Origin of the sequence: Halomonas sp. B23F22_20, from assembly GCF_043496985.1 — a bacterium.
Lineage (GTDB): Bacteria > Pseudomonadota > Gammaproteobacteria > Pseudomonadales > Halomonadaceae > Halomonas.
The window spans coordinates 117,253-131,157 of the sequence record NZ_JBIEKH010000007.1 but is presented as its reverse complement, the minus strand read 5'-3'; the positions used below and the strand labels follow the sequence as shown (position 1 = coordinate 131,157).

10 protein-coding genes are annotated in these 13,905 nt (G+C 69.7%); 5 read left to right on the top strand and 5 right to left on the bottom strand.

Features of this window, described 5'->3' with window-relative positions:
* Window positions 1-139 precede the first annotated feature (139 nt).
* The 4 genes from ptsP (at window position 140) to ACGTN6_RS07520 (ending at window position 8,068) form a co-directional block, all read left to right on the top strand.
* Complete coding sequence (gene ptsP / locus ACGTN6_RS07535; protein ID WP_394590748.1) at window positions 140-3,031, top strand: phosphoenolpyruvate--protein phosphotransferase; 2,892 nt, start codon at window positions 140-142, stop codon at window positions 3,029-3,031.
* Window positions 3,031-4,005 (top strand): 1-phosphofructokinase, encoded by a 975-nt coding sequence (pfkB, locus tag ACGTN6_RS07530; RefSeq protein WP_394590747.1) that lies wholly within the window; start codon window positions 3,031-3,033, stop codon window positions 4,003-4,005. Before ptsP ends, pfkB begins: the two co-directional genes overlap by 1 nt.
* Entirely contained in the window at window positions 4,002-5,750 is a 1,749-nt protein-coding gene (locus ACGTN6_RS07525; protein ID WP_394590746.1) for a PTS fructose-like transporter subunit IIB, read from the top strand. The genes pfkB and ACGTN6_RS07525 overlap by 4 nt, the downstream gene beginning before the upstream one ends.
* 302 nt (window positions 5,751-6,052) lie before the next feature.
* Complete coding sequence (locus tag ACGTN6_RS07520; protein ID WP_394590745.1) at window positions 6,053-8,068, top strand: DUF4214 domain-containing protein; 2,016 nt, start codon at window positions 6,053-6,055, stop codon at window positions 8,066-8,068.
* A gap of 181 nt (window positions 8,069-8,249) precedes the next feature.
* On the opposite strand, the gene ACGTN6_RS07515 is transcribed toward ACGTN6_RS07520, so the two are convergent.
* Genes ACGTN6_RS07515 through zwf form a run of 3 tightly spaced genes read right to left on the bottom strand, consistent with a single transcriptional unit; the run spans window position 8,250 to window position 11,155 of the window.
* The gene (locus ACGTN6_RS07515; protein ID WP_394590744.1) at window positions 8,250-8,912 is read right to left on the bottom strand and encodes a bifunctional 4-hydroxy-2-oxoglutarate aldolase/2-dehydro-3-deoxy-phosphogluconate aldolase; all 663 of its coding nucleotides are present in this window, start codon (window positions 8,910-8,912) and stop codon (window positions 8,250-8,252) included.
* Between the two features lie 31 nt (window positions 8,913-8,943).
* Window positions 8,944-9,621, bottom strand: a complete 678-nt coding sequence (gene pgl / locus ACGTN6_RS07510) for a 6-phosphogluconolactonase (protein ID WP_394590743.1) — start codon at window positions 9,619-9,621, stop codon at window positions 8,944-8,946.
* Between the two features lie 25 nt (window positions 9,622-9,646).
* Window positions 9,647-11,155: a glucose-6-phosphate dehydrogenase gene (gene zwf, locus ACGTN6_RS07505; protein WP_394590742.1), complete on the bottom strand. Its 1,509-nt coding sequence runs from the start codon at window positions 11,153-11,155 to the stop codon at window positions 9,647-9,649.
* Window positions 11,156-11,383: 228 nt separating this feature from the next.
* Here zwf and ACGTN6_RS07500 point away from each other — a divergent pair, with 228 nt between their 5' ends.
* Window positions 11,384-12,247, top strand: a complete 864-nt coding sequence (locus tag ACGTN6_RS07500) for a MurR/RpiR family transcriptional regulator (RefSeq protein WP_394590741.1) — start codon at window positions 11,384-11,386, stop codon at window positions 12,245-12,247.
* A gap of 163 nt (window positions 12,248-12,410) precedes the next feature.
* Here ACGTN6_RS07500 and ACGTN6_RS07495 read toward each other — a convergent pair whose 3' ends face one another.
* Together ACGTN6_RS07495 and ACGTN6_RS07490 are read right to left on the bottom strand one after the other, a co-directional pair.
* Window positions 12,411-13,286, bottom strand: coding sequence for an SMP-30/gluconolactonase/LRE family protein (locus ACGTN6_RS07495; protein ID WP_394590740.1), 876 nt, complete (start codon window positions 13,284-13,286; stop codon window positions 12,411-12,413).
* Window positions 13,283-13,894 carry a 2-dehydro-3-deoxy-6-phosphogalactonate aldolase gene (locus ACGTN6_RS07490; protein WP_394590739.1) on the bottom strand — a complete coding sequence of 204 codons (612 nt, stop codon included), beginning with the start codon at window positions 13,892-13,894 and terminating at the stop codon, window positions 13,283-13,285. The genes ACGTN6_RS07495 and ACGTN6_RS07490 overlap by 4 nt, the downstream gene beginning before the upstream one ends.
* Window positions 13,895-13,905: the final 11 nt, after the last annotated feature.

Sequence of the window (13,905 nt, the reverse complement as noted above, 5' to 3'; positions counted from 1 at the left end):
GGCCTTGCCAAGCGAGGTGAAGCGATCCAGCATTCGTGGTACCGAAGGTGACACGATTCACCTAACGCATACAAGCCGCTGCAACGCCACGGGAACCACGGATGGCCCGGCGTCGCGCCCCGACGAACCGGAGACACCCATGTTGACGCTACGCCAGGAAGACGTCCTGCTCGGCTGCCGGGCCGAGCACTGGAGCGCCGCGCTGGACCAGGCCGCCGAATCGCTTCACGCCGCCGGGCTGGTCGCGCCCGAATACCGCGACGGCCTGCATGCCCGCGAGGCCCAGTCCTCGACCTTCCTCGGCAACGCCATCGCCATTCCCCACGGCACCCCGGAGAGCCGCGAGCACGTGCGCGCCACCGGCGTGCGGGTGCTGCAGTTCCCCGAGGGCGTCGAGTGGCACGACGGCCAGCGAGTTCACGTGCTGGTGACCATCGCCGCCCAGAGCGACGAGCACCTCGACATCCTGCGCCAGCTGACCCACGTGCTGGACCAGGACGGCATCGCCGAGCGCCTGGCCGGCGCCGAGCAAGCCGCCGAGATCGCCGAGCTGCTGTCGAAGGCGGTAGTCGAGGCGCGGCTGGACGCCGCCACCCTGTGCCTGGGCTTCCCCGCCCGCGACCACCGCGAGCTGGCGCTGGCCGGCGCCGCTCGACTGCGCCAGGCCGAGTGCGTCGACGCCGCCTTCGTCGCCGCCGTGGCCGAGGCATCGCCGCGTTCGCTCGGCCGCGGCCTGTGGCTGGTGGCCAGCGACCGCGGCGTCGAGGTGCCGGCGCTGGCCCTGGCGACCCCGGCCGAGGCCCTGGAGGCCGACGGCTCCCCCATACAAGGCGTATTTTGCCTGGCCGCCCAGGGCCAGGCCCACCGCGGCCTGCTCGAGCGGATCCTCGCCCTGCTCGACGGCGACGCCCCCGAGACCCTGCATCGACTCGACGCCGACGCCCTGCTGGCGAGGCTGGCAGGCGAGTCCGCCGCCGCCAGCCAGCGCCTGGCCACGGTGCTCAACGCCCACGGCCTGCATGCCCGCCCGGCCAAGCAGCTGGTCCAGGTGGCCCGCGCCCAGGGCACCGCGGTGCGCGTGCGCCTGGCCGAGGGCGGCTACGATGCCGTCTCGGCCGCCAGCCTGACCAAGGTCATCAACCTCGGCGCCCGCCGCGGCCAGCGGCTGATCTTCAGCGCCGAGGGCGGCGCCGCCGAGGCCGCGCTGGACGCGGTCTGCCAGGCCGTGGCGGACGGCCTCGGCGAGCACGTCGAGCCCTTCGACGCCTACCGCGAGCCGGTAACGATGGAACAAGAGGACGCCCCGGCCCTCGAGCCGCTGGCCGACGACGTCGCCCATCCCGCGGTGGCCGCCTCGCCGGGCCTGGCCATCGCCCCGGCCTTCGTGCTGACCACGCCGAGCTTCGACTACCCGTCCCGCGCCAGCGACCCGGCCGCCGAGCGCCGCCGCCTGGACGATGCCATCCGCGAGGGCGGCGAACAGCTCGAGGCGCTGATCGGCCAGGCCCGCGGCGGCGAGGTCTCGCAGATCCTGTCGATGCACGAGGAGATGCTCGGCGACCCCGAACTCCACCAGGCCGCCCGCGAGGGCATCGACGAGGGCGCCTCCGCCGAGGCCGCCTGGTGGGAGGCGATCGACACCGCCGCCCAGGCCCAGGAGCGCCTGGCCGACAAGCTGCTCGCCGAGCGCGCCGCCGACCTGCGCGACGTGGGCCGCCGCGTGCTGGGCATCCTGTGCCGGGTCGAGCTGCCCGACCCGCCGGACCACCCCTACATCCTGGTCACCGACGACATCGGCCCCTCCGACGTGGCGCGCCTCGACACCAGCCGGGTGCGCGGCCTGCTGACCGCCCGCGGCGGCGCCACCGCCCACAGCGCCATCCTGGCCCGGGCGCTGGGCATCCCGGCCGTGGTCGGGGCCGGCGAACGCATCCTGCTGCTCGACAACGGCACCGAGCTGATCCTCGACGGCGAGCGCGGTCGCGTGACCCCGAGTCCCGCCGCCGAGCGCCGCCAGGCCGCCGAGCAGCGCCTGGCCGAGCGCCGGCGCCGCGAGGCCGAGGCCTGGGAGGCCCGCTTCGAGGAGGCGCGCACCCGCGACGGGCACCGCGTCGAGGTGGCCTCGAACCTCGGCAACACCGCCCACGCCGCCGATGCCGTGGAGCGCGGCGCCGAGGGCGTCGGCCTGCTGCGCACCGAGTTCCTGTTCATGGCCCACGCCCAGCTGCCCGACCTCGACACCCAGGTCGCCGAGTACCGCGAGGCCCTCGACGCCCTGGACGGCCGCCCGCTGGTGGCCCGCACCCTGGACGTGGGCGGCGACAAGCCGCTGCCCTACTGGCCGCTGCCCCAGGAGACCAACCCCTTCCTCGGCCTGCGCGGCATCCGCCTGGCGCTGACCAAGCCCGAGGTACTCGAGACCCAGCTCCGCGCGCTGCTGATGGCCGCCGCGCCCTCGACCGAACCGAAGCGCGAGGCCAAGCCGCTGCGCATCATGCTGCCGATGGTCAAGGATGTGGCCGAGTTCCGCGCCGCCCGCGCCATCCTCGACCGGCTGCTCGAGGAGCTGCCGGTCGGCGAGCGCAGCGACGACGTCCAGCTCGGGGTGATGATCGAGGTGCCCTCCAGCGCCCTGCTGGCGCCGACGCTGGCCGCCGAGGTGGACTTCTTCTCGGTGGGCACCAACGACCTGACCCAATACACCCTGGCCATCGACCGCGACCACCCCGAGCTCTCCGCCCAGGCCGACGGCCTACACCCCGCGGTGCTCAAGCTGATCGAGATGACCGTGGCCGCGGCCCACGCCGAGGGCAAATGGGTCGGGGTGTGCGGCGAGCTGGCCAGCGACGCCACCGCGGTGCCGGTGCTGGTCGGTCTCGGCGTCGACGAGCTCTCGGTCAGCGCCCGCCAGGTGCCGCTGGTCAAGGCGCGGCTGCGCGAGTTCGATCTCGAGGAGGCCCGTGCCCAGGCCGCGCTGGCGCTGGCCCAGGCCACCGGCGAGGCGGTCCGCGACGCCCTGGAGGCCCGCTGATGGCTCGCCTGCTGACCCTGACCCTGAATCCCGCCCTGGACCTCTCGGTGTCGCTTTCGCGCCTGGCCCTCGGCGAGGTCAACCGCACCCGCGAGACCCACCTCGAGGCCGCCGGAAAGGGCGTCAACGTGGCCCGGGTGCTGGCCGCCCTCGGCCATGAGGTTTGCGTCTCGGGCTTCCTGGGCGCCGATAACGATGGCTCCTTCCTGCGTGCCTTCGAGACGCTGGGGCTCAGCGACGCCTTCCTGCGCGTGCCCGGCGAGACCCGCATCAACGCCAAGCTCGCCGAGGCCGACGGCCGGGTCACCGACATCAACGGCCCCGGACCGGCCATCGACGCCGACGCCTGGCAGGCGCTGCTCGACCGGCTCGATGAGCTGGCCGCCGATGCCTCCCGTCGCCCGGCAGCGGTGGTGATCGCCGGCAGCCTGCCACCCGGCGTCTCGCCCGGCGGGCTGGCCGAACTGATCGCGCGGCTGCGCGGCGCCGGCCTACCGGTCTGGGTGGACACCAGCGGCGCGGCGCTGGAGGCCGCCATCGACGCGCGCCCCACCGCCGTCAAGCCCAACGAGCATGAACTCGCCGCCTGGGCCGGCACGCCGCTCGACAGCCACGCCGCTCGTCTCGACGCCGCCCGTCGCCTGCACGCCGCCGGCATCGAGGAGGCGGTGCTCTCCGCCGGCGCCGAGGGCGTGCTGTGGGTCAGCCGCCGCGGCGCCTGGCAGGCCGTCCCGCCGCCCATGCCGGTGGCCAGCACGGTAGGTGCAGGCGACACCCTGCTGGCCGCCCTGCTGCACGGGGTGCTCGAAGGCCACGCGCCCGACGAGACGCTGCGCCTGGCCGCCGCACTGTCCGCCGATGCGGTCCGCCATCTCGGCGTGGGTAACGCCCGCGCCGCCGATTTCCCGTCACTCCAACAACAGACGCGCGTCCACCGCCTGGCCGGTGACGACGCCGGGGGAGCCCTTGCATGAACGCCATCCTCATCACCGCCTGCCCCAGCGGCCTGGCCACCACCTTCCTCGCCGCCCGGCGCCTCGAGCAGGCCGCCGAGCGGCTCGGCTGGCAGACCACCGTGGAGATGCACGGCGAGCTTGCGCCGGTGCAGCCGGTCTCGGCCGAGACCATCGAAGCCGCCGATCTCGTCGTCGTGGCCGCCGACCACGTACCCGACCCGCAGCGCTTCGCGGGCAAGCGGCTGTTCCGCGCCGCCATCGACCAGGCGCTGCCCGACCCCGGCGGCTTCCTCACACGCGCCGAGCGCGAGGCCGAGACCTTCGAGCCCGGCGACGCGGCAGCTGCCGCCAAGCCAACCACCGCCGCGCCCGGCGGCCAGCGTATCGTCGCCGTGACCGCCTGCCCCACCGGGGTGGCGCATACCTTCATGGCCGCGGAAGCCCTCAGTGAAGCAGGGAAATCTCTCGGCCATGCGATCCGGGTGGAAACCCAGGGCTCGGTGGGCGCCCAGGACCAGCTCACCGACGAAGAGATCGCGGGCGCCGACGTGGTGATCCTGGCCTGCGACATCGAGGTCGATCCCACCCGCTTCGCCGGCAAGCGGATCTACCGCACTTCCACCGGCAGCGCGCTGAAGAAGTCCCGCCAGACCATCGAGGCGGCGCTGGCCGAGGCCGCGGTGGAAGATGGCAGTGCGCCCTCGGGCGGCGGCGAGGCCAGGAAGAGCCTCAAGGAAAAGGGCGTCTACAAGCACCTGCTGACCGGGGTGTCCTTCATGCTGCCGATGGTGGTGGCCGGCGGTCTTCTGATCGCGCTGTCGTTCGTGTTCGGCATCGAGGCCTTCAAGGAGGAAGGCAGCCTGCCCGCCGCGCTGATGCAGATCGGCGGCGGCACGGCGTTCGCGCTGATGGTGCCGGTGCTGGCCGGCTACATCGCCTACTCCATCGCCGACCGCCCCGGCATCGCCCCGGGCATGATCGGCGGCATGTTGGCCTCCAACATCGGCGCCGGCTTCATCGGCGGCATCCTGGCCGGCTTCCTGGCGGGCTACGCGGCCAAGGCGGTGACCCGCTACGTCAAGCTGCCGGCCAGCGTCGAGTCGCTCAAGCCGATCCTGATCATCCCGCTGCTGGCCAGCCTCGTTACCGGCCTGACCATGATCTACATCGTCGGCGAGCCGGTGGCGGCGATCCTCTCGGGGCTGACCGAGTTCCTCGAGAACATGGGCTCCACCAACGCGCTGCTGCTAGGCGGCCTGCTCGGCGCCATGATGTGCTTCGACATGGGCGGGCCGGTGAACAAGGCCGCCTACACCTTCGGCGTCGGCCTGCTGGCCTCCGAGACCTACGCCCCCATGGCGGCGATCATGGCCGCGGGCATGGTGCCAGCGATCGGCATGGGCATCTCGAGCTTCGTGGCCCGCGCGAAGTTCTCGGAGCCCGAGCGCGAGGCCGGCAAGGCGTCGTTCGTACTGGGGCTGTGCTTCATCACCGAGGGAGCCATTCCCTTCGCCGCCAAGGACCCGCTGCGGGTGATCCCGGCAAGCATCGTCGGCGGTGCGGTGACCGGCGCGCTGTCGATGCTGTTCGGCGCCAAGCTGATGGCGCCCCACGGCGGCATCTTCGTGCTGCTGATCCCCAACGCCATCACCCCGGTGGCCTGGTACCTGCTCGCCATCCTCGCCGGCAGCCTGATCACCGGGCTGGGCTATGCGGCGCTCAAGCGCGGTGACCAGGCGGTAGCGGTCGAGGCCAGCGCCTGAAGCCATCGGAACGGATCATCGTGCTGACCACGAAGGGCAGGCCATCGGCCTGCCCTCTTCTGTTTGGTAATAACGTGCCAGTTCATCGGGCGTCGGGCACTGCCGCGAAGCCGTGAGGGACGCGATGCGAAAAAAAGCCGGACGCCATGAAACCGGGTAGGCTCCGGCGTCGTATGTCCAAGACGGGTGTGGATGACTCTTCGCCCTGCGTGACACACCGAAAGACCACGCGCAATGCATCGCGCCCTGTCGGCGAATGTCTCGCCGGCGGCACAGGAAAACGGCTTGGAGGCTAGATTCCCATGGCACACGAAGCGCAATACGACAATGTCCAAGGTCTTTACATCGCCTATTTCGGTCGGCCGGCCGACCCGGAGGGCCTCGACTTCTGGGCCAGGCAAGCGGTCCAGGATGAAAACGGCATCGGCGGCATCATCCAGAGGTTCGGTGACGCGGCCGAGTTCGATCAGCGCTACGGCGACCTCTCCTCCCAGGACCTGGTGCTGACCTTCTACCAACAGCTGTTCGGTCGCGACCCGCGGGAGACCGGGGACCAGGCCGGCCTGGACTACTGGGTCGGGCGCCTGGACGGCGGTCATGTCGAGCCCATGGAAGTGGCCTTCGCCATCCTGGAAGGGGCCACCGGCGCCGACGTCACGGTCGTGGAAGGAAAGAAGGAGGTCGCGGGCTACTATTCGGCGAACGTGGCCCAGGGCGATTTCGATCTGGACTTTTCCACTGCGCTGCTGGCAGGCATCGACGGGATGGCGACCCCGGCGGACGTGGAAGACGCCAAGATCGCCGTCGATACCCAGGCCCTCCCCGAGGAGTTTACCGAGCTGACGATCGACCCCGACACCTTGGTGGGGGACGTCGACGACGACACCTTCGTAGCGACCGCCGGCCAGGATGGCGTCGGCGAGCCGGCCAACACGCTACAGAGCGAGGATGTCCTGACGGGAGGCGACGGTGACGACGCCTTGCACGCGACCCTGGTGGAAACGGGCGTGACCGCGGCGCCGACGCTGAACGGCATCGAGCACGTGCAGGCGCGCTTCGCGGCCGAAGGCGGAGCGACGCTGGACCTGTCCAATGCCAATGGCGTCGGCTCAGTGGGCGTCGTGCGCAGCACGGCACCCGGCTTCGTGACCAATGTCGGGACCATCGACCGCTTCAGCGTGGCCAACCAGGACCAGACCGTCGGCTTCGAGAGCTCGGCCGTGACGGCCTTCACGCTCTCGATCGGCAACGTGACGGCCCAGGCCGATGGCGACCTGGCGGTCGTGGATTTCGATGATATCCAGGCACGCGACATCACCGTCGATGCGCACAATGCCACGGCCGCCCTGGGGCTGGCGAACATCACGCGCGATGCCGATGGCAATCCGGTCACCGAGGCCAGCACCCTGGAAACCCTGACCGTCAATGCCACGGGCGACAATACCCTGGGCATCACCGGGACGGGCAACACCACGACCCTCAACATCGCCGGCGATGGCAACCTCACGCTGGTGACGGGCGCGGTGAACTCGGGGCCGGACGTCAATCCCGTTGATGGCCTGGACCTGGCGACGGAGTTCACCGGCGGCGCCTTCGACGCCCTGGAGACGCTCGATGCCTCGGAAGCCGGCGGCAATATCAGCGTGACCGCCGGTGCCGCGCTGACGAGTGCCACGCTGGGCGATGGGGACGACTCCCTGAGCATCGATGAAAGCCACGGTGACAACGCCGGCGCCGCGATCCGAGGGGGAGGCGGCGATGACACCCTGAGCGGCGGCAGCGGCGATGACCTGATCGTCGGGGGGAGCGGCGACGACACCCTGATGGGAGGCGACGGCGACGACATCTTCGGCGGCCTGGGCGGCGACGACATCGTGACGGGTGGCGCCGGTAACGACGAGTTCCACTTCGATGCCGGCACGGGTACCGACGAAATCACGGATTTCGATGTCGATGCCGACGTCATCTCCTTCCTTGATACCGATGAGGGCGCCATCCAGTTTGCCAACTCGCAGACGGGTGACGTGCGTGGCGACGGCGACCTGGCCATGGCCGACTTCCAGACGCGCGCCTCCCTCGCCGACACCCAGGCCATGGATGACCAGAAGGTCGTCATGCTGGAAGGCGACGTCACCGACGACCGGCTCGCCAACGACATGGGCGCCGCTGCCGAGTTCTATCTGGTGGCGAACAGCGGCGGCAGCGCACAGATCTACTACGACGACGACTGGTCCGACGCCGCGGGACGCGAGCATGTGGCCACCCTGACGGGCATCAATACCGCCGACCTCGGCGTCGAGAACTTCGATGTGTACTGAAGCAACGTCTGGCAGCCTGCCCCCCCTGAGGGCCGCGGCATCGTCAATTACCTGAAGGGGCCCCAGGGCCCCTTTCTTGATGCCGCCAGGGCATGAAACCAAAAAAAAGCCCCGACCGAATGGCCGGGGCGCAAGGACAGCGACTGGCTGTCGAGAGAGAACCCGATGGGGTCGTGAAAACTCAGTGGTGGAAACGCTCTGCGGCCTCGCGAGCCAGGCGCTGGATGGCGTCCCAGTCCTCGGCCTCGACCAGCGACTTGGGTGTCAGCCAGGAGCCGCCCACGCACATCACGTTGGGCAGCGTCAGATAGTCGTCGGCATTGTCCAGGCTGATGCCGCCGGTGGGGCAGAAGCGCGCCTCGGGGATCGGTCCGGCGAAGGCCTTGAGGGCCTTGGCGCCGCCACTGGCCTCGGCGGGGAAGAACTTGAAGCGACGATAGCCGAACTGCCAGCCGATCATCAGCTCGGAGACGGTAGCCACGCCGGGCAGCATCGGCACCGGACTGGACACGCCGTAGCGGTAGAGGGCCTCGGTGGTGCCCGGGGTCACCACGAAGTCGGCGCCGACCTGCTCGGCCTGGCGATACTGGGCCGGGGTCAGCACGGTGCCGACGCCGACGCTGGCCTGGGGCAGCGCTTCCTTGATGCGCCGGGAGGCCTCCAGGGCACAGTCGGTGCGCAGGGTGACTTCCAGGACGCTGAGGCCGCCTTTCACCAGGGCGGTGGCCAGGGGCACGGCATCCTCCACGCGCTGGATGGCCAGCACCGGGATCACCTCGGCCTTGAGGCAGATGCTGTCGATCTCGGTAGTGCGGGTGGACGGCAGCTGTTTGTCGATGGTCATGTCGTGGCTCCTGAAAGGGTCCGGGGGCGACTCAGGGCGCCCAATAGGTGGCCAGCGGGCAGGCCAGGAAGGCGCGGATCGGCAACTCGCGAACGTCGTCACCGGCCAGGGCTCGGGCCAGTACGCTGCGCTTGTCGCCACCGGTGATATGCAGAACATGGCGGCGCGCCTGGTGCAGGCGATCGGCGCTCAAGGTGATACGGGGCTGGGGCTGGCTGGGCGTACGCACGGCCACGACCGGCTCGGCGGTGGACAGCGCCAGCTCCAGTTCCCGGCTGTCGGGGAACAATGAAGCGGTGTGGCCGTCGCCGCCCATGCCCAGGATCACCGCGCTGGCCGGCCAGGCAAGACCCTCGATCCGCCCGGCCACCGCCTCGACGCCCTGCTCGGGCGTGGAGTCCTCGGTGGTCAGCGGCACGAAAGTCGCCGCAGCGGCCGGGCCCTGCAGCAGGTGCTCGCGCACCAGGCGGGCGTTGCTGTCGGAGGCCGACTCGGCCACCCAGCGTTCGTCGGCCAGGGTCACGTCGATGCGCGGCCACGGCAGCTCCATGGCGGACAGGGCGGTGAAGAATGGCACCGGGGTCGAACCGCCGGAGACCACCAGCAGGGCGCGCTCCTGCTCGGCCAGATCGGTCCGCAGGGCCTCGGCCACCGCCTCGGCGAGCTGGTGGGCCAGGCATTCGCGGGGCGTCGGGTTGGCATCGCTCATGTCAATCATCCTCGTACCGACGGGGTCAATAGTCTTCATACCAGCTGCGGCCGTCTTGCGTGATCATCGCGATCGAGGCCACGGGGCCCCAGGAGCCGGCGGGATAACGCCGCGGCGGCTCGTCGCGATCGGCCCAGGCGGCGATCAGGCTGTCGCACCAGTGCCAGGCGTGCTCGACCTCGTCGCGGCGCACGAACAGGTACTGCTGGCCCTTCATGACCTCGAGCAGCAGGCGCTCGTAGGCGTCCGGGATTCGGGTCTTGGGAAAGGCGCTGTTGAAGTCAAGATGCAGCGGACCGCGGCGCAGACGCATGCCCTTGTCCAGACCGCTGTCCTTGGTCAGCACCTCCAGCGCGATGCCCTCCTCGGGCTGCAGGCGGATCACCAGCTTGTTGGCGGCCAGGGCGCGCTGATCGGGATCGAAGATGTAGTGCGGCTGCTGACGGAAATGGATGACGATCTGCGACAGCTTCTCCGGCATGCGCTTGCCGGTGCGCAGGTAGAACGGCACCCCTGCCCAGCGCCAGTTGGCCACCTCGGTCTTCATCGCCACGAAGCTCTCGGTGTGGCTGGCGCGATTGGCGCCCTCCTCGTCCAGGTAACCGGGCACGGCCTGGCCGTCGATGGTGCCGGCGATGTACTGGCCGCGCACCACGTCGCGTCCCAGCATGTCATCGGTGAACGGCTTGAGCGCCTTGAGCACCTTGACCTTCTCGTCGCGGATGGCATCGGCATCGAGGTTGGCCGGCGGGTCCATGGCGATCAGGCAGACCAGCTGCAGCAGATGGTTCTGCACCATGTCACGCAGCTGACCGGCGTCGTCGAAATAGCCCCAGCGGCCTTCGATGCCGACCTTCTCGGCCACGGTGATCTCGACGTGGGAAATGTGGTTCTGGTTCCACTGGGTGCCGAACAGCGGGTTGGCGAAGCGCAGGGCGATCAGGTTCTGAACCGTTTCCTTGCCCAGGTAGTGGTCGATGCGATAGACGCGGGACTCGGGGAAGACCGCGCCGATGGCATCATTGATCTCGGCCGAGGAGGCCAGGTCATAGCCGATCGGCTTCTCCACCACGACTCGGCTTGCCTCGTCGAGGCTGCCGCTGGCTTGCAGGTGGTGGCAGATATCGCCATAGATCTTCGCGCCCACCGACAGGTAGACCACCATGGGCTGCGCCGACCCCTGCCGCCACTCGCGGATGGCGGCGTAGCCCTCGGGCTGGGTGAAGTCGAGCTGCAGGAAGTCGAGCCGGGCCAGGAAGCGGCCCAGCGACTCGCGGTCCAACTCCTCGGCTTTGACATGAATCTTGAGGGATTTTTCGACGCGCGCCTTGAAGGCATCGGCGTCCATTTCCTGGCGCGCCAGGCCCAGCAGCCGGGTGGCGGGATCCAGCAGCCCCTCACGTTCCAGGTGGAAAAGCGCGGGAAACAGCTTGCGCTGGGCCAGATCGCCGAGCGCCCCGAACAGGGCCAGGTCGATAGCCGTACCGGAATCCCCGGAGGAAAGCGCCGCCTCGGGCCGCTTGTGTTGACTCATGTCCGCCCCCATCTGGTTAACTTAACAAAATACTAGCCTATTGCGCCCGCTATCTCCAAAAATATTCTGTAAGATTACTACTAAAAGGGGAGGCAGTGACGCCCCCTGGTGGCCCTGCCCCCTACGCGCGCGCTAGGATAGTGAGCATAATGTAGTTAAATCACCACATCATATCGACACACCCGGGGAGCGGCCACGCCGCCCCGCATTACGGAGACCCTCTCGCGCATGGTCAGTCATGATCTGCTGGACCGCATCCGCCGTCGCCTCGATGAGCTCAATCGATCCGAGCGCAAGGTCGCCGACGTCATCCTCGCCGACCCGGCCGCCGCCACCAGCATGAGTATCGCCAGCCTGGCCCATGCGGCTTCGGTCAGCGAGCCCACGGTCAACCGCTTCTGTCGCAGTTTCGACGCCAAGGGCTATCCGGACTTCAAGATCAAGCTGGCCCAGAGCCTGGCCGGCGGTACCCCCTACGTCAGCCAGGCGGTTGAGCCCGGCGACGCCGCGGGCGAATACACCGGCAAGATCTTCGGCGCCACCATCGCCGCCCTGGACATCGCGCGGCGCGAGGTGGACTCGACCCGGGTGGAGCGGGTGGTCGACTACCTGACCCAGGCCAAGCAGCTGCACTTCTTCGGCCTGGGCGCCTCAGGGGCCGTGGCCCAGGATGCCCTGCACAAGTTCTTTCGCTTCAACATCCCGGTGTCGGCCTACATCGACGTGCTGATGCAGCGCATGGTCGCTGCCGCCTGCCACACCGGCGACGTGGTGGTGATTCTCTCCTACACCGGCCGCACCCGCGAGCTAGTCGACATCGCCCGCCTGGCCCGCGAAAACGGCGCCGTGGTGCTGGGCATCACCGCCCCGGAGTCGCCGCTGTCCGCCGAGTGCACCGAGACGCTCGAGGTCTCGGCCCCGGAAGACACCGACCACTATATGCCGATGACCTCGCGGATGATTCAACTGGCGCTGATCGACGTGCTGGCCACCGGCGTGACCCTGCGGCGCGGCGAGGACTTCCTGCCTCACCTCAAGAAGATCAAGGACAGCCTGCGCGATACCCGCTATCCGATGGGCGACGCCGGATAACGAAGATTTCCAGCTCCTGACATTTGCTGGTTGAGGATGGGCTGACCCGGCAACAAGCCTCCGCGAGGACGCTGTAAACCCATCCCTGGGCGCTTCTTTTGCCATCCATGGCAAAAAAACCTCGCTTCGCCTTGTCCCCGGCGCCCATGAGAGATGGCCGGTATCAGCTCAATCGCAACGGCGGCTCGGCGAGCCCCGGCACCGGAAGGTCGGCGACGAAGAGATCGCCGACCCCGGGCTCGCGGGCCCGCTGCTCGTCACTCATGCCCTCCCGGGCGGTGGTGATGTAGAGCGAGGCCAGCCCCTCGCCGCCGAAGGCCGGGCATGAGGGTTGAGACGTAGGAACGGAGACCGCGCCGATCTCGCGACCCTCGCGGTCCAGGCGCACCACCTTGCCGGCGCCCCACAACGCCAGCCACATGGCGCCTTCGGCGTCGATCACCGCGCCGTCGGGATTGCCCTCGCGCCGGGTGAAGTCCAACCACGGCTCTGGCTCACCGACCGGCCAGCCCTCGGCGTCCAACGCCCAGCGATAGACGATGCCGCGGGCCGTGTCGGCGAAGTGGGCATGCTCGCCCTGGGGCGAGAAGCAGATCGCGTTGGGAATCGTCAGCCCGGTTCTGAGACGCACCAGCTCGCCGCGATGCAGCCGGTAGAGGCTGCCGGCGTCGGGCTCGGCGGCCTTGCCCATGCTCGACAGCCACAGGCTGCCGTGGCGGTCCACCCGAGCATCGTTGCTGCGGGTGACGGCGTTGTCGGCCTCGAAGCCCATCAGTCGCTCGATCGTGCCGGAGGCGGGGTCCAGCCGGCTCAGGCGATCCTCGCCCACCACCAGCAGGCTGCCGTCGTCCAGCGGCGCGGCCAGCGAGGCCATATGATCGAGTTCGATGGTGCCCGTCTCGCCGCTTGCCACCTCGAGCCAGTGCAGCCGCTTGCCAAGGATGTCGCACCACACCAGCCGGCCGAGCGCGGCGTGCCACAGGGGCCCCTCGCCGAGCTCACAGCCGCTGGCCACCGCAACACGAACCGTATCGCTCATGCTGCAGGCCCCGCAGCCTGCCAGGCCTCGATCAGCGCGCGCGCCCGCTCGCCGACCTCATCGGCGCTGAGGCCCGGCCGGTAGAGGGCGCTGCCGAGCCCGGCGCCGTTGACGCCGGCGGCCCGCCACTGGGCGAAGTTGTCGACGCCGATGCCGCCCACGGCATAGAGTTCGGTGCCCGGCGGCAACACGGCGCGCACCGCCTTCATGCCCTCCAGGCCGACCTGCACCGCCGGGAACAGCTTGAGCGCCGTGGCGCCGGCGTCCAGGGCATCGAAAGCCTCGGAGGGCGTGACGATGCCGGGATAGGACGCCATGCCCAGCCGACGCGTCTCCGCGATCACCGCCGGACGGCAGTTGGGCGACACGATCAACCGGCCGCCAACGGCATGGACGTCACGCACCTGTTCAGGCGTCAGCACGGTGCCGGCACCCACCGCGGCGCGATCGCCCAGCGCGGAGACCAAGCGGCGGATACTCTCCAGCGGCTCGGGAGAGTTCAGCGGCACCTCGAGACGGTCGAGGCCGGCGGCGAGCAGCGCCTCGCCAACGTCGACGGCCTCGTCAGGCGTGATGCCGCGCAGGATACCGATCAGCGGAAGGGACATGGAACAAGGCT